The sequence below is a fragment of the Microcoleus sp. T2B6 genome (genome assembly GCF_036700475.1).
Taxonomy (GTDB): domain Bacteria; phylum Cyanobacteriota; class Cyanobacteriia; order Cyanobacteriales; family Microcoleaceae; genus Microcoleus.
In genome coordinates, this window is sequence record NZ_JAUBOZ010000124.1 from 3,704 (window position 1) to 19,918 (window position 16,215).

Sequence of the window (16,215 nt, forward strand, 5' to 3'; positions counted from 1 at the left end):
GTTTGATTTCTAAGGCTTTGTCGTAGGAGGCGATCGCATCTTCAAGCCTGCCTAAATTATACAGTGCAATGCCCCGAATGTTCCAGGCTTCGTGATAATCTGGTTTGATTTCTAAGGCTTTGTCGTAGGAGGCGATCGCATCTTCAAGCCTGCCTAAATTATACAGTGCAATGCCCCGATTGAACCAGGCTTCGTGATCATCTGGTTTTAATTTTAAGGCTTTGTCGCAGGAGGCGATCGCTTCTTCCATCCTGCCTAAATCATCCAGTGCAACGCCCCGATCGAACCAGGCTTCGTGATCATCTGGTTTTAATTTTAAGGCTTTGTCGTAGGAGGCGATCGCTTCTTCAAATCTGCCTAAATTATCCAGTGCAACGCCCCGATCGAACCAGGCTTCGTGATAATCTGGTTTGAATTCTAAGGCTTTGTCGTAGGAGGCGATCGCTTCTTCAAATCTGCCTAAATTATCCAGTGCAACGCCCCGAATGTACCAGGCTTCGTGATCATCTGGTTTGAATTCTAAGGCTTTGTCGTAGGAGGCGATCGCATCTTCTAGCCTGCCTAAATTAACCAGTGCAATGCCCCGAATGAACCAGGCTGTGTGATAATCTGGTTTTAATTTTAAGGCTTTGTCGTAGGAGGCGATCGCTTCTTCAAATCTGCCTAAATCATCCAGTGCATTGCCCCGATTGTACCAGGCTTCGTGATCATCTGGTTTTAATTTTAAGGCTTTGTCATAGGAGGCGATCGCATCTTCTCGCCTGCCTAAATCATCCAGTGCAAGGCCCCGAATGAACCAGGCTGTGTGATAATCTGGTTTTAATTTTAAGGCTTTGTCATAGGAGGCGATCGCTTCTTCTAGCCTGCCTAACTTACGCAGTGCAATGCCCCGAATGTTCCAGGCTTCGTGATAATCTGGTTTTAATTTTAAGGCTTTGTCGTAGGAGGCGATCGCATCTTCAAAATCACCTTTCATAAATTGCTCATCTCCTCGCTTTTTCCATTCCTCAGCCTCCCCATCCGAAGATAGCGGAAACACAACCAAAATCTCCCTACCAACATTCCCCGCAACCTCTCCCAATTTCCCGATCGCAACTCTACTCAACAACTCCAACCTGCGCGCCAATTTCTGAAGCGATACCACCGCATCCGTAGACGCTGTACTCCCCTGCGCGCCCTCCAACAGTCGAGCCCCAAACCTCCGCAACCAAGCCGCCAATTCACCATTTTTAATTTGTTTTGCGAGTAAGAATCCCACAACATCGCCTCTTCCCCAGCCCTCATTCACCCCTTCGAGAAGTTCCATCAACTTCGCCTCGTATTCCGCATCAGTCAAAGTTGGCCGCGGTTGAGGAGGTGTCGGTTGAATCTTCGGGGGAGTCGTACCCAATAGCCGCTGAATTAATTGTTTGAGGAATCGCCAGATTTTATTTAACATTGGTGAGATTTTGAGGCGGTTGGTTTTTGTTATTGTAGCAACAATTGCCCGGATTGGTCGTCAGTCCGATAGTCCGCCAGAGGTTGAAAAGGCGATCATCGTGATTTGTCGTTAGTCCCATAGTCCGCCAGGGGTTGAAACCCCTGTCTCATAGCGAAAGTCCTCTGAAAGAGGACTGAAGATGTGCACTATGTTAATTAAGGGTGACATTTTGAACATTGTTAATTACCATTGAAATCCTTCTCATCAGTCCTCTTGAGAGGACTTCAGCTATGAGACGGGGGTTTCAACCCTCGTCGGACTCCGCAACATCGCAATCTGACATTTTGAACATTGTTAATTACCATTGAAATCCTTCTCATCAGTCCTCTTTCAGAGGACTTCAGCTATGAGACGGGGGTTTTAACCCTCGTCGGACTCCGCTATGAGACGGGGGTTTCAACCACATTGAACTATTGCACCAGTGATAAAATTTAAACACTCAATCCCAACCCAAAACAAAAAAAATGCTATAATATTAACTTTAATTGCTAAACTAATCCCACTAGCAGAAAACACAGGAAAATAATATGGTGATTATTACCTCACAACAAATTGCCCAATTCCGCTCGCAATTAGCCGAATATCCCGAAGCCCTAAAAGCCCTAGACGCCATCGAAGATTGCGAAGGTAACATCGAAGATGCAGCGATATCTCTAGCAATTCAAGCCGGACAAGAACCGAATATCTCAGAAAATTGGTTAGACGGATTGGCCAAAAGATGCCGCGTCGCTATCTGCAAGTCAGAGGTTAAAGAAGAGTTGACAAACGGACAATTGAATGCAGCATTTAGAGATTTAGTTGCCGCAAAAATTTGCCCTGATATTTTGGTAACTTCGGTGATTATTTATGTATTTAAAACTGGGGTGGATGATTTTTGCGAGCCTCTAGAATATAAACTGTAAAGCCATCGCTGCATTTAAAAATTAGGTGAAGCGAAGCTATCGCCAAGGGTAGGGAATCGCCCTCATTTCTCAAAACATGATACAACGAGGCGATCCTCTTCGAGGGCTTCGCTAACGCACTTTTTCTCTACCCCTGTGCACTACTGTACCCAGCCGCCATCAAATCCGGCGACAAACCCAAAGATTTCCCCAGCAAACGAGCAAGTTGCACTAAAAAATTAGCAGTATCTTCGTCACCTGCGCGGGCCATTGAAGCCGATATCTGGATTAGCATTTGCACAAATCCCGCATCAATTAAATCGGAACAGGAACTCAAAACCTCTGGTTCTTGGCCGTTGGGGCAAGTAAGCACTCGCTCGATTAAGTTCAAATAAGCCTCTTGGCGTTCTGGATTCATTTTGGGAGGATCTGTACAGTAAATAATTTATTATTACGTTTAACTGATTCCTGTCAATCAGGCGATCGAATATGCGATCCCCGTCTTTCCTCTAGAAACTCCATTCAGTCAGGAATAGACACAAGTTTAAAGAAAATCTTAAGTTTCTCAATGCTAGTTTAGTCGAGGTAAGGTGCGCCGAAGAGCACCCTACTATTCAAGGGAATTAGGAATATAAAAAATGAAAATAGGAATATTTTTAGGAAATCTAGGAAACCCCGCCATCTACTATCCCAAACTCGCCACAATTACTGGCGGAGTCGCGGCGAGTATTTTTCTTTGCCAATTATTGCAATGGCAAGCAGAACATTCCTACTCCGGCGAATGGGTGAAAACTAACAGCGCAGAAATAGAAAAAGCCACCGGTTTAAATCAGGAAGAACAGGAATTAGCGAGACAGCAACTCAAAGTGCGATCGCTCCTCAAAGAAAAACTACCAAATCCCAATACCGACACCCTAGAACTCTGGGCGGACATTGACGCTTTTGAGGAAAAACTCAATAACTTTTGGACATCCAATCCTGCCGGAATTATACCACAGACAAGCCGCGAAAACAACAATCACCCTGTAGAAATATTACCCGAAACATCACCCCCAAATCATGTAGTTAAAACCGACAAATATTTTGGGCAACCCCGCCAGCAAATAGCCGTTGCTGTCACCCCGAATTACCGATTTAGCGGCCCTTGGAATTCTCAAGAACAATTGCACAACTTTCAGCGAGCTTTAGAAGCATATGCTCAAGAGCATAATTTAGGATTCGGCAATCCTTCTGGATGGGCATTTAAAATTATTGACAGCATGACAAAAGGCTTAACCTCGACTTTTTGGGAGGAATTTATCGCCGGAATTCCTTTAGGAGAAAGTCAGAAAGTCCAGCGGGATTGGGAAATCGAGCCGGAAGTGCCTTATCCTGCTTTTGAAGAAGAGCGAATTCAGTATTACGTCCACAAAGGAGAACCGCTGGAAGCAGCAGTATCTAAAGCTCGTGCTGACTTGAGAAACCCGGTTTTGGGCAAAGATTTGTGGGAGGGATTTCTGCGAAAGTGCGATCGCATTGCTGATGATGCACTCAAAGCAAAACAGCAGGGCGTTGACACACCATATCTGCCGTCTTCCTTCAACGAAAAACCGCAAATCACCAAGGATAGCGTTATGCGGAAGTTAGGGGCGATCGCGCCTCAATCAGTCTTAAATCAATCCACATCTGAAACAATTGTTGAACCGCCAAAACTCCAACAAAAAGAGCTGCCAGCCCCCGCCGAAATCCCCAGTATTTCCTCTTTGCAAAAAGCTTACCAAACTCCTCTGGGCCGAAGTCTAGTAGAAAAACAAATTGCTGCCAACCCAGAATGGGGCTACGAAATAGTAGACGGTGAAATAGTCGAATCAATTCCTTTTTAGGAAGTAGGGTGCGTTAGTAGAAAAAACCTATTTTTTATACTAAAGTCAAGACTGACGCACCATACAAGCTAAGCAAATATGAAACGAATTAGCGAGATTAATCCGCTGGGAGAAGAGCGACCAAATCCTTCTGAGGAAACTCGGAAAAATCTGCGACGGGAAAGGTTGCAGCGAGAAAGAGATGAAGGATATCAAATGTTAGTTGAACTCTGCAATTTAGGCGAATGCGATATTGCCGATCAGTTGGCAAATCGCAACTCTAATTGGGGTTATGAAATAGTTGATGGCATTGTGATGGAGAGGATAGATGGCGATGGTCTTCAATAAGGTATGGTGCGTCGCTATGAGATTTTCGATCCGATTTAAATATCTTCGAGGGCGACGCACCCTACAACTAAGGAATGAGAATTAAATAACTTCCACAATAACAATTAAAATTGTAAGTTATTTAATTCGCGCTCCTAAGAAATCAACATACCGCAATGTCTATGTTAAAATTATAACTAAAACTTAAATCCCTATCAAAATATGACAACAACTATTAACGCCAAAAATATCACTCTCGGTGAAGTAAGTCAATTTTTCAAATTCCAAGAGCAGCTTAATAATGACACGTACACAATTTTTTTATCCTTAGAATCCTTAACAGAGATAGAACAGTTAGAACTCGCCCAAATCCGCAACGATTTTCGCGAATACCTCTCAGTGGAAAGAGTCTCTGAAGGACTGGTACAGGCTTTAACTACGTTTCCCTTAATGCGATTGGCTGGCTTCTACCGCCGCCCAATCAAGATGAGTCTAGAACAAGACATTGCTAACATAACTATAGAAGATGAAGACACAACGATTACAGGCAGATTAGACATTTTAGCAATCAATAAAGAGAAACAAATTGCCGCTGATATACCATTTTGGATTTTAGTAGTAGAATCTAAAAATAGTCTAATTGCTCCCCGCGCAGGTTTGCCCCAACTCCTAACTTACGCCTCTAAAAGTTTAGAATATCAAGAGTCTGTTTGGGGGCTGGCAACTAGCGGAGAGTTTTATCAGTTTGTCCATATCCGCAGAGGAAATCCCCCAACCTATCAGCTAATGCCATTTTTGACTTTGATGGAGTCCGACTCTTCAATTTTGTTGCTGCAAGTGTTAAAAGCTATTTGCAAACTATAAAAAAAGAGGCAGAGAAAATTCTCCGCCTCCAATCTGCAATGACTGTTAACCTAAAAGTTAGATTAGCCAGCCAATACTTTTTAGTAGCCTCTGGTGTTAGGCTTGTGGACGATGAAGCTGAGCACTTGGCATTGCTTCACGTTGTCAAAACCCATGACGCGGATGTAGCAGCTAGGATTTTCTTGACGGCAAGCTTGAACTTCAGCCATGATTTCTTGGACGCTGCGAGCACCAAACAAAGGCAACTTCCACAAAGTCCAGTAGCGCATTTCAGCAGCAGAGGTTTCGTTGAATTCTACGCCGGGAATGTAGCCTTGATCCAGGATGTACTGGAGTTGCTTGGCAATTTGGGCGTCTGTCAGCGGGGGCAAATAGGACAGAGTTTCGTAACGACGCTCTTTAGGTAAAGTCTTCATTTTTTGTATCTCTAAGGTGTGTGTTCGATCGCACTTGTCGATCGATTAACTCGACAAATTATCCAGATTCGGTTCAGAATCTATTGATGTTTCAGGATTACTGCTAGGAACAGACCAATTAAGTTGCGTAGTTCGCTCTAAATGCTGGCGTCTGTGTTCCATATTCGCCTGTTGAATGCCAGTACAAACCATTTCTGGCAAATATTCTGTCACATCGTGAGCCAGATACTCTCGCACAGTCATGATCCGAAAGCCTAAATCTTGATTTTCCAAAAGCAACTCTTGAATATAAGCTTCTCCATCTTGGATTTTGCCCTTAGTGGAAAACTCATTCAACCAGATTGCCAGAGGAGGATTGGTTTCGCTCAACTGAGCTACCACCATCCGCACGGATTGATAGGTTAGGTAACTTGCCAGCACCTTAGCGGTGTCTTTCGCAACTTGTTTGAGATCCATTTTTGACCCCAGCTCCCTCAAATTTTAGATTTTGGATTTTAGATTTTGGATGCAAACTTACTTGTAAATCTTCTTCAAAGATAAAGACTTCCCAGCAAGTTTGCGACCTAAAACCTAAAATCTCAAACCAAAAATCCTTAAAGGGTATCCATTGCCTCGAACTCAAACTTGATTTCTTTCCAGAGTTCGCAAGCAACAGCCAGTTCAGGAGACCATTTGCAAGCTTCGCGAATTACGTCGCCGCCTTCGCGCATCAAGTTGCGGCCTTCATTACGAGCTTGGACGCAAGCTTCCAAAGCAACGCGGTTAGCAGTTGCACCAGGTGCGTTACCCCAAGGGTGGCCCAAGGTGCCGCCGCCGAACTGCAAGCAGGAGTCGTCGCCGAAGATTTCCACCAAAGCCGGCATGTGCCAGATGTGGATACCACCAGAAGCAACCGGCATGACACCGGGCATGGAGGCCCAATCTTGGGTGAAGTAAATACCGCGGCTGCGGTCTTCTTCGATGTGGTCTTCGCGCATCAAGTCTACGAAGCCCATCGTGATGCCTTTTTCGCCTTCGAGTTTGCCCACAACTGTACCGGAGTGCAGGTGGTCGCCACCGGACATCCGCAAGCACTTGGCAAGCACGCGGAAGTGGATACCGTGGTTTTTCTGACGGTCAATCACGGCGTGCATAGCGCGGTGAATGTGCAGCAAGATACCGTTGCGGCGGCACCATTTGGCCAAGGTGGTGTTTGCAGTGAAACCACCGGTCAGGTAGTCGTGCATGATGATGGGGGTTTTGATTTCCTTAGCGAACTCAGCCCGCTCCATCATTTCTTCGCAGGTAGGGGCGGTTACGTTGAGGTAGTGACCCTTGACTTCGCCGGTTTCTGCTTGGGCTTTTTCAATAGCTTCTTGAACGAACAAGAAACGATCGCGCCAACGCATGAACGGTTGCGAGTTGATGTTTTCGTCGTCTTTGGTGAAGTCCAAACCGCCGCGCAGAACTTCGTAAACTGCACGACCGTAGTTCTTAGCAGACAGACCCAATTTGGGTTTAATTGTACAACCCAGCAAAGGACGGCCGTACTTGTTCAATTTGTCCCGCTCAACGGTAATACCGTGAGGAGGGCCTTGGAAGGTTTTCAGGTAAGCGATGGGAATCCGCAAGTCTTCCAAACGCAGAGCGCGCAGAGCTTTAAAACCGAACACGTTACCGACCAAAGAGGTCAGCAAGTTGGTGACGGAACCTTCTTCAAACAAATCCAAAGGATAAGCAATGAAGCAGATGTATTGGTTGTCTTCACCGGGAACTGGTTCGATGTCGTAGCAGCGACCTTTGTAGCGGTCGAGGTCGGTCAGGAGGTCAGTCCAAACAGTCGTCCATGTACCTGTAGAAGATTCAGCAGCCACAGCAGCGCCTGCTTCTTCTGGGGGAACTCCCGGCTGCGGTGTGACGCGGAAGGCAGCCAAAATATCTGTATCTTTCGGCGTGTAGTCCGGCGTGTAATACGTTAGTTTATAGTCTTGAACTCCGGCTTTATACCCAGCCTTTGATTGAGTTTGGGTTTGCGCGTAAGCCATATCTCGCTTCCTAGTATTCGCTTAATTTTTTTGCCCGATCGCAGGCTGTTAAAAATATATCAACAAAGTGTCACTCTCCAATTTTAATATTCTTTTAATCATCATAAGTATTGTTTATTTTGCTTTACATTCCGAAAATATTTGTAACATATCTTATAAAATTCAAGCGACGAAGGATGCAGGAGGAAAGGCTGGGGATCGCAGAGCGGGGGGGAATTTTGAGCGATCGAAATATATTGTGCAGCGAGCCGAACAGCGGATCAATACGGTTTATGTAAAGAATTTAATACTGAAAAATCAGAATTGGTAATGGGTAATGGGCCGGGGGAATTAGTTAGAAATACCTAAAGTTGTGGTTGGGAGTTAAGATCGATCGGGCGATCGATCTCAACTGTTATTCAGTATGTAGCAATCCAAAATCCCAAATCTAAAATCTAAAATCCCGTGAATCTGAGACCGCTAACTCAAAAATCCACAGGATACCACATAATATGGACAGGGCTTGTGCAGCAAGAGCAAGCTTGTTTCTCAAACCAAATCCGTCGTTACAGCAATTTAACCTCGCTGAAAACCTGGTTTCTGCCTTAGCTGCGCGTAAGTCTAGTATGGATATTTAGTCCCATTTTTACTCTGGTTGTGCCTCACCCCCCTTCAAAAGCCGTCCACTGCATCAATCCAGATTGCCCAAGGCCCTACCCTCAGACTTGGGGCAACAATTTTTGTCATAGTTGCGGGGCTCCGCTGCAGCTAAAAAATCGCTATGTGCCTCTAGAAAGCCTCGCTTCCGGGGGTTTTGCAGCGATTTTCACAGTTTGGGACAAAGAAACTCAAACCGAGCGCGTTCTGAAAGTGTTGCTCGAAACTGCCCCGAAAGCGCTGAAACTGTTCGAGCAAGAAGCTGAAGTTTTGGCACGTTTGCGGCACCCTGGCGTCCCTAGAGTCGAGCCTGACGGTTATTTTCACGTCCAAACGCAAAATTTTGCAGGCGGGGAGGGAAATCCTGCGGCGAAGCGGCTGCCTTGTTTGGTAATGGAAAAGATTCACGGCAAAACTTTAGAAGAGGTTCTCGACGAGCACCCTCAAGGATGTCCGCAGGAATGGGTGTTTAGTTGGCTGAGTCAAGCTGTGGAAATTTTAGAGGAGTTGCACAGGAGTCAGATTATTCACCGTGACATTAAACCCTCAAATTTGATGCTGCGAGACCCGGAATCGCCCCAAGTTTTGCTTAGCAAGGGTTTAGGCGGACTGCAATTGGTGACGATCGACTTTGGGGGAGTTAAACAGATGGGCGGTGTCGAATCCGGGGGGAAAGATTCTCCGAGTTCGACGCGGTTGATTTCGCCCGGATACAGTCCGCCGGAACAAATTGTGGGAGGCGGTGTGGTGCCGGCGACGGATTTTTATGCGCTGGGGCGGACTTGCATTCACTTGCTGACGGGGAAGTATCCGGCTGAAATTGAAGATCCGATGACGGGGGAGTTGCGATGGCGCCACATTGTATCTGTGAGTCCGGCTTTTGCGAATTTGTTGGACGATATGGTGCGATCGAACGTGCGGGAACGTCCGGCGACTGCTGGTGATGTTCGGGCGCGTTTGCAGGAGATTTATGCTAGGAGTAAGGGCAAAATCGCCATCGCCCCAATGGGTCAAGCTATTGTAGAATTCTGCCGGCAAGTAGTGGTGGCAGGGGCGCAAAAAACGGCAAGTTTGACGGTTTTGCTGTTCGGCGCGATCGCCCAAATCGTGGTAGCTTCTCTGGATACGGGCTGGGAAATGGTACTCGGTGGCGTTGGTGGAACTGCGGGGGCGATCGGCGGTTTGGTTTTGGCCTATGCTTCGCCTATTGGCCCGGAAATTGCCAGTTTTCTAAATGAAGGTTTGCAGCAATTAATTCCTAATATGACTTTCGCTGTCGGGCCGGAAGTGCTGCTGTTTGGATTTGCGGGGTTCGGAACTGCGATCGGTTTGACGGATGCGGGGAGTTTTCGCCAGCAAAAACAGTATTGGCTGTCTGGATTGATGGGAGCTCAGGGTTATTTGTTGGCGGGTTTGTGCTGGATGGAAGCAACAGCTTCTAGTGGTGTGCAGGGGGTTATTTTGGGAGCTTTTGCGATCGCCTCTATGACTGTGGGAATGGGTTTGCGGAGTCATCAATTAGTTCACGCTTTGGTTGTGGCTGTTTTCTCTACGGGAATATTTCTGTTGCTGAATGCTTGGAACATTTTTCCGGGGAGTTTCTTTGGGATTTTGTCACTGTCTAACGTTACCTTCGGCTGGCTGCAAATTTGGGGCTCAATTGTGTTTTTTGGTTTGTTGGGAAGTGCGATCGGGCTTTGTTTGGGAGTGAGTCATTATTTAATTGTGCCCGTGCTCAGGTGGTTGGGATGGCGGTAGGAATTAACTAATTAAAGATTAAATAAACATTTTAAGCAACGATCTAAAAATTACAGTTTTTGGGCGGGCAAGATGCCCACCCACAATAATTTTAATATATTGAGAGTGTAAGTTATATCGTTTCCGTTTGATTCAGACAAGTCTGATGTTAAATTTTTTAGTGCCGGATAAACCGGCCAATAATTGCCCACACTCGACAATCTCATAAACCCGCCCCGGCCCATACTTTATGCAGAGTTGGTATTAGTTAAGTTTAGATTAGCGTAAAATCGGCGACAGTGATGTTGGCAGCAGAGACTCGATCGAGAATGGCTAATAGTTCGCCGGTATTCGCGATCGCAATGAAGGCAGAATTATTTTTTTGAGTAATTGCCAGTTGCCCAAAAGTCAGACCGTTGCTTAATAGCAGCAAGTCTCGATTGTCTTCAAAATCGATTACAGTATCAGTGCCGCCAACTGACAGCACAAATCGATCGCTCCCCCCATCGCCCCTCAAAGTATCGCTGCCCTCACCGCCAATCAGCCAGTCATCGCCCTCACCGCCGCACAGCAAGTCATTGAGACCCGCATCACCCGTTAGCGCAAGGCGATCTGTCTCTCCCAGCAGGGTGTCATTGCCATCACCGCCGCAAAGCAAATCGTCGCCCTTATCACCAAATACCTGATCGTCCCCAGCGTCACCCAAAACCGTGTCGCTACCCTTGCCGCCGCGTACTGTATCACTGCCATCGCCCCCAGAGACAGTATCGCTGCCCTTATCGCCTCGCACCAAGTCGTCGTCTGCGCCGCCAACAACGAGGTCATCGTTCTTGCCCGCATATATAGTATCGTCGCCTGCACTACCGTCGAGGCAGTCATTGCCCTCGTTACCAAACAGTAAATCATGATCGAGAATTCGGCCGACAGGAATGTTGCTGAAAAGTCCGCCAGTCAGGGTGTCGTTCCCTTGTTTGCCAAAGATAATATCGTTGCCAGCTTCACCGCCGATCGCGTCGTTGAAATTGGTGCCCGTCACGGTGTCGTCGCCATTGCTGCCGCTTTGCGTGAAAGCAACTGAAGCAAAATTTGGCAGCACAATCTGCTCGCAAATGCAGGGCGTAGGAGTTGTCGCTGGAGTCGGAGTTGGCGCTGCAGTCGGAGTTGTTGCGGGAGTCGGAGTCGGAGTTGGCGCTGGCGCTGGTGTAGGAGTTGTCGCTGCGGGCGCTGGCGCTGGAGTCGGAGTTGTCGCTGGCGTCGGAGTTGTCGCTGGCGTCGGAGTTGTCGCTGGAGTCGGAGTTGTCGCTGGCGTCGGAGTTGTCGCTGGCGTCGGAGTTGTCGCTGGCGTCGGAGTTGTCGCTGGCGTCGGAGTCGGAATTGGTATGGGCGCGCTGATATCCCGCACGAAGACATCCATAGCGTTGTTAGTATCCCCAGTCACCAGGTTGGTGGCAAGAGAGTAGAACGCCACATAGCGCCCGTCCCCTGAGATGGATGCCGGCGTGGATGGGCCATTTCCTCGGTTGCCGTTAGAGTCTACAGAGATGCGCTTAGTGGTGTTGTTAACGGTGTCCCGCACGAAAACGTCCAATGCGTTAGTCTGGGTTGTTGTTGAACCGCTCTGTGTAAGGGTCGTATACTGAGAGTCAAACACCACATAGCGTCCGTCCCCTGAGATGGATGGGGCGGCGTTGCCGGGCTTATCTAGATCGAATGATGATACTAAGGTGGTGGTGCTGTTGAGGGTGTCCCGCACGTAGATGTTACTATCGAAGGGATTAGCGTTGTTGCTCAATTTATCAGCAGATGTAAAGGCCACATAGCGCCCGTCGGCTGAGATCGACGCCTGCCGGGAGTGCCTATTCTCTTTCCCCTGTTGGCCGTTGGAGTCTACTGAGATGCGGGTGGTGGTTTTTGTAACGGTATCCCGCAAAAAGATGTCACTAGAGTTGTTCGTGTCCCCACTCACCAGGTTGCTGGCACCAGATTCAAACGCCACATAGCGCCCGTCGGCTGAGATTGATGGGTTGTACGAGCTCTCACTCCCCTGACTGCCATTCGAGTCAAGGGAGATGAGGGCGGTGGTGCTGTTGACGGTATCCCGCAGGAAGATATCAATCCGTCCGTTAGTGTCCCCACTTACTAGGTTGCTGGCAGCAGATGCAAACGCCACATAACGCCCGTCGTCTGAGATGGATGAAATGCCGGATGCACCATTTCCTTGATTGCCATTGGAGTCAACAGAGATGCGGCTGGTAGTGTTTTTTACGGTATCCCGCAGGAAGATATCAGCCTGTCCGTTAGTGTCGCCGTTTACTAGGTTGGTGGCACCAGACATAAAAGCCACATAGCGCCCGTCGGCTGAGATTGACGGATACAGGGAACTACCATTTGAGTTAGCCGAGATCAGGCTGGTGGTGCTGTTGACGGTATCCCGCAGGAAGACATCACGCACTTGGTTCGTGTCGTCCTTCACGAGCTTGCTGTCAGCAGACGCAAAGACTACATAGCGCCCGTCACCTGAGATAGATAGATTGAAGTAAGCCCCTGGGTCGCCCTCACCCTGGTTGCCATTGGAGTCTACGGAGACGCGGGTGATGGACTCGGCAAAAAGGCCCTGGTAGTTCGCCATTACTGCAGGTTCAAAGGCTAACGGGGTCTTAATTTGCCCGATCGCGCATTCCAATTCCCAGTCCCCACCGAGTTCACGATTGCCAATAAGCTTGGCGGAGGCGGCGACATTTGCACCCGTCAAGAAAGCTAGGCGTTGAATGAACGGAACCTCTTCTCTCTCCCCGCATTCCTGCTGGTTTGGGGTAAAATCAGATGCCACATTGCAACCGTAAATCAGCACATCCGCACCATCAGTGAAAGCGCGCCGCCACTGCTGCAACAAACTGCCATATTTGTCTAAATTATGCCAACTTAGCTGCGCGTTCCCCAGTTGCAAGCTACCAGGGCTGCCGTGCGAAACAATATGAATGTTGGTAATGCCGGTGCGCGAGTCCAAAACCTCGCTAATTTGCTTTACTCCGTCCCACGCCCGATCGAGAATTATCACTTCAATTCCCGGTTTGACCCCCTCCACCAGGTTTTCCCAGTCTGCAACAGCGGGGTCAACGAACATAATTGCCGATCGCACCTTGCTGAAGCGACGCGCCTCATTCTTGGCATCTAGGGGCTGAAGATTGGCCGTTGATAAGTTGTTCATCCTATTATTTTTTGAGATTGTTTTTAACAAAGTAGAATTAGCCACTGATTTTCTCTACTCCAAAATGGGTTAACAATAGATAAGTAGGTAAGCGTTGTAAAACTCAACTAGGTAAACGATTTTCAAGTATCCAAATGCCCTCTATAGATTGCCTTTGAAATACAAGTGATTTGACACATGAATAGACTTCTTGCAAAAGTCCCTTCGATCGAATTATTAGGCAGGCATCGACGCCTATTCTACAAGGAAAAATGACTCTTGTCGGATGGGCTGTTAGCCCGCCCGGTGCTATTTTTGCAAGAGGTCTAATGTTCTACAAATTTTGAGTTCGCATCTTGTCACCAGACCGAAGCGCGGCTCAGCTAAGATGGATTTGCGTTGCAAGGAGTGTAATTAAACGTGGGGACTTTGGTTGTCAGATCCACCTCAACGCTGCCACACTCGAACGCTCGGCGCAGAACTTTGGGATTGTCGGAAACCTGTTGATATGATTCAATCGGATTGCCGAAGTTGTAATAATACTCCGGGTACTCCCACCAGTAATCGTAGAGGTTGCTACGGTCAGAATAGCTAAAGTACGTCTTATTTCTGTCTGCAATCAAAAGATATGTAGCAAGCGCCAAACGGGCTTGTTCATCTCGGTTTGTGCTGTTACCAGGCGCACCAGCAATATAGCTGTTGTCTTTCTCCAGCCACTTCTGAGCCTGTTTAAGCTGATTTTCGATAGTGCTTGAGCTAAAATAGCCGTTCCCCCAGTCAAGTGCAAAGGCTTCTAGGAATCCACCCTCTAAGTATGGCTCTAAGCGATCCCACTCCGAGTTCGAGTTCCAGGGTGCTCCCTCAATCATGTTCGCCCAAAGAGGGAAGTTATTGTTGTTGGCGTGGAGGGCGTTGTGAATACGCTTGACAAACTCGAAAACTGCATCGCCGTATTCTTGGCTGGACTGGTACTTCTCCAGTTGAGACTTGCAGTTCTCAGTAGGTGTAGGTTTGCACATATCCCGCAGCACCTTGTTCCAGCTCAACTCCAAGTTATCCAAATAGATACCGTCCATTCCCGACTTGGGATGGTTAGGAGTGCCTTTCATTTCGCGCAGCAGTCGGGCGATAAAATATTCCTGCCAGTCTTTATTGCCAGGGTTGGGGTAGTAGGCTTTTCCCCCACCGCCATCTCTAACAATTCGGTAACTTTCAACAGATCTGAAGGGTCTGACGTGGAGAAACCAGTCCTCAGTAGCTTGAATTGGCGGAGTATCTGGGTTGAGATCGTGGTCGAATGTGGTTCCCGTGCCGATGCTGTCCTGGATTTGGCAAAAAGCACCCTTATCCATAGTTACGTTGTTACTCCGTGCGCCGTTCCACTCTCGTTCCTTTTCGGTGCATTCCACCGTTCGCCCTATACGACTAAAGAACACACGGTATGGTGGTCCCACCAGTTGCTCCATAATTATGTACTGCATGAGAGGACCCTGCAAGCCGAGGCGACGGTACTCCAACGCCTTGGGAGCGAATCCGCGATGAAATATCACAGCACTAAATTTTTGAGCAATCTCCTGTGGGGCAAGTTCTTGTTGAGTGGCAGGATTCTTGGGAACCTTGTAGATGAGTGGGTGCTTGGTTGGAGTGGTGATTGTAATCTGGGAAATAACTGATGGTGTTGAGCTTGAAGTTGGCGCGGAAGTAGGTTCTTTCTCCAGAGTAATCTTTGACCCCAAAGTTGGGGTGGAAGTTACTTGAGGCAAAAGGGTATCAGCAAGAGCAGGCATATCCACAAAGAATGATAGCGTTAGGGCGATCGCACAGAGAATGGCAACCCCAAAAAAATTCGGCTTACCAAGTTTGATAGCCATAATTGAAATCTCCTTATCTCCTGGTGTGAAAACACTGTTATGGATGTTGGTGAAACAGAGTTTCGAGCGATCGCTCGAAACTCAGAAGTTGTTGTGTTGGTTCATTACTCAAAGAGAGTATGCAGCTTAACTACTTTCTTCAATGGCTAAGTTTCCCGCATACACAATTTTTCAAAATGATTAGCTGTCAACAAAAATAGTTTTGGCTTCTATTCATGCAGTTTTAGCCTCCAAACGTTTTACCTTTTCTAAGACCGATATGGTATTTTGTTGCTCTTTCAGCGCTTGAGTTAACACGGCAACGATATCCATCGGACTGAGTGTTTTTCGGTCAGAAGTTGCCACTAATTCTGGGACATCTTCCGCGATAAATCCAATATGCAGATTTTTGTCGCTATCTGCTTTGAAATTGAACTTAACGGGGTTGAGGTTTTTTAAGGCCTCAACGGCTTCTTTTCCGGAAAGTTCGGCAATATTCTCCTTTAATTCCCTTGAAGAACTGAGTTTCTGGCCCATGGCATAAACATCGCCTGTGACTCTGACATCGCCGACATTGCCGTTTGCTTGCAACCTCATTATTTCTTGTCCATTGTCAGGGCCTCCGACTCCTACAAAGATGAATCTGAATACATCATCAGTATTGTCCCCCCATGCAATGACCGCATCTTGGCGATCGACAGCTTCACGTTTTAAGCCAAAAAAGACATTATCGGTTTGTGCAGAAACTTGCGTTCCTCTTAGCATCCAAGGACGGTAACCAGAACCCAATCCGTCGCCAATATGCAACATCGATTGTGGATTCGTCGTCCCGATGCCAACGTTACCTAATTTTAGGCTGATTGAGCGTCTCCACGTCCCATCATATCTGTCATAGGGTAGTCCCCTGAAGGAAAGGATCGAGAGAATAAAACTGAATTCAAAGAAAAGTAGGCATTTAGAGTTGTAAACTAG

At 47.4% G+C, this 16,215-nt stretch carries 14 protein-coding genes; 6 read left to right on the top strand and 8 right to left on the bottom strand.

Features of this window, described 5'->3' with window-relative positions; translation table 11 throughout:
- Window positions 1-1,438, bottom strand: a 1,438-nt coding sequence (locus QUA00_RS32015) for a tetratricopeptide repeat protein (RefSeq protein ID WP_333412418.1), incomplete at its 3' end; no start/stop codon positions are given.
- Window positions 1,439-2,007: 569 nt separating this feature from the next.
- On the opposite strand from QUA00_RS32015, the gene QUA00_RS32020 reads away from it, so the two are divergent.
- On the top strand, window positions 2,008-2,382 hold the full coding sequence (locus QUA00_RS32020) for a hypothetical protein (protein ID WP_333138433.1): 375 nt from the start codon (window positions 2,008-2,010) through the stop codon (window positions 2,380-2,382).
- 127 nt (window positions 2,383-2,509) lie between these two features.
- Here QUA00_RS32020 and QUA00_RS32025 read toward each other — a convergent pair whose 3' ends face one another.
- Window positions 2,510-2,779 carry a hypothetical protein gene (locus QUA00_RS32025; protein ID WP_333289604.1) on the bottom strand — a complete coding sequence of 90 codons (270 nt, stop codon included), beginning with the start codon at window positions 2,777-2,779 and terminating at the stop codon, window positions 2,510-2,512.
- A gap of 220 nt (window positions 2,780-2,999) precedes the next feature.
- Between QUA00_RS32025 and QUA00_RS32030 the strand changes: the two genes are divergently transcribed.
- From QUA00_RS32030 to QUA00_RS32040, 3 genes are all read left to right on the top strand, one after another.
- On the top strand, window positions 3,000-4,223 hold the full coding sequence (locus QUA00_RS32030) for a hypothetical protein (RefSeq protein ID WP_333412420.1): 1,224 nt from the start codon (window positions 3,000-3,002) through the stop codon (window positions 4,221-4,223).
- Between the two features lie 78 nt (window positions 4,224-4,301).
- Window positions 4,302-4,550: a hypothetical protein gene (locus QUA00_RS32035; protein ID WP_333412422.1), complete on the top strand. Its 249-nt coding sequence runs from the start codon at window positions 4,302-4,304 to the stop codon at window positions 4,548-4,550.
- Between the two features lie 201 nt (window positions 4,551-4,751).
- Window positions 4,752-5,393, top strand: coding sequence for a restriction endonuclease subunit R (locus QUA00_RS32040; RefSeq protein ID WP_333412424.1), 642 nt, complete (start codon window positions 4,752-4,754; stop codon window positions 5,391-5,393).
- 80 nt (window positions 5,394-5,473) lie between these two features.
- On the opposite strand, the gene QUA00_RS32045 is transcribed toward QUA00_RS32040, so the two are convergent.
- From QUA00_RS32045 to QUA00_RS32055, 3 genes are all read right to left on the bottom strand, one after another.
- A complete protein-coding gene (locus QUA00_RS32045) occupies window positions 5,474-5,809 on the bottom strand; it encodes a ribulose bisphosphate carboxylase small subunit (protein WP_190745620.1) in 336 nt (111 codons plus the stop codon).
- Window positions 5,810-5,854: 45 nt separating this feature from the next.
- Window positions 5,855-6,265, bottom strand: a complete 411-nt coding sequence (gene rcbX, locus QUA00_RS32050; protein ID WP_333103382.1) for a RuBisCO chaperone RbcX — start codon at window positions 6,263-6,265, stop codon at window positions 5,855-5,857.
- 137 nt (window positions 6,266-6,402) lie between these two features.
- Window positions 6,403-7,833 (bottom strand): form I ribulose bisphosphate carboxylase large subunit, encoded by a 1,431-nt coding sequence (locus tag QUA00_RS32055; RefSeq protein ID WP_333045238.1) that lies wholly within the window; start codon window positions 7,831-7,833, stop codon window positions 6,403-6,405.
- 67 nt (window positions 7,834-7,900) lie between these two features.
- On the opposite strand from QUA00_RS32055, the gene QUA00_RS32060 reads away from it, so the two are divergent.
- Together QUA00_RS32060 and QUA00_RS32065 are read left to right on the top strand one after the other, a co-directional pair.
- Complete coding sequence (locus tag QUA00_RS32060; protein WP_333412426.1) at window positions 7,901-8,143, top strand: hypothetical protein; 243 nt, start codon at window positions 7,901-7,903, stop codon at window positions 8,141-8,143.
- A 326-nt stretch (window positions 8,144-8,469) separates the two neighbouring features.
- Window positions 8,470-10,227: a serine/threonine-protein kinase gene (locus QUA00_RS32065; RefSeq protein WP_333412429.1), complete on the top strand. Its 1,758-nt coding sequence runs from the start codon at window positions 8,470-8,472 to the stop codon at window positions 10,225-10,227.
- 253 nt (window positions 10,228-10,480) lie between these two features.
- Here QUA00_RS32065 and QUA00_RS32070 read toward each other — a convergent pair whose 3' ends face one another.
- From QUA00_RS32070 to QUA00_RS32080, 3 genes are all read right to left on the bottom strand, one after another.
- Window positions 10,481-13,414: a DUF4347 domain-containing protein gene (locus QUA00_RS32070; RefSeq protein WP_333412431.1), complete on the bottom strand. Its 2,934-nt coding sequence runs from the start codon at window positions 13,412-13,414 to the stop codon at window positions 10,481-10,483.
- A gap of 362 nt (window positions 13,415-13,776) precedes the next feature.
- Window positions 13,777-15,264, bottom strand: a complete 1,488-nt coding sequence (locus tag QUA00_RS32075) for a hypothetical protein (RefSeq protein ID WP_333412433.1) — start codon at window positions 15,262-15,264, stop codon at window positions 13,777-13,779.
- A gap of 213 nt (window positions 15,265-15,477) precedes the next feature.
- A partial coding sequence (locus QUA00_RS32080) for a tail fiber domain-containing protein (RefSeq protein ID WP_333412435.1) occupies window positions 15,478-16,215 on the bottom strand: 738 nt, incomplete at its 5' end.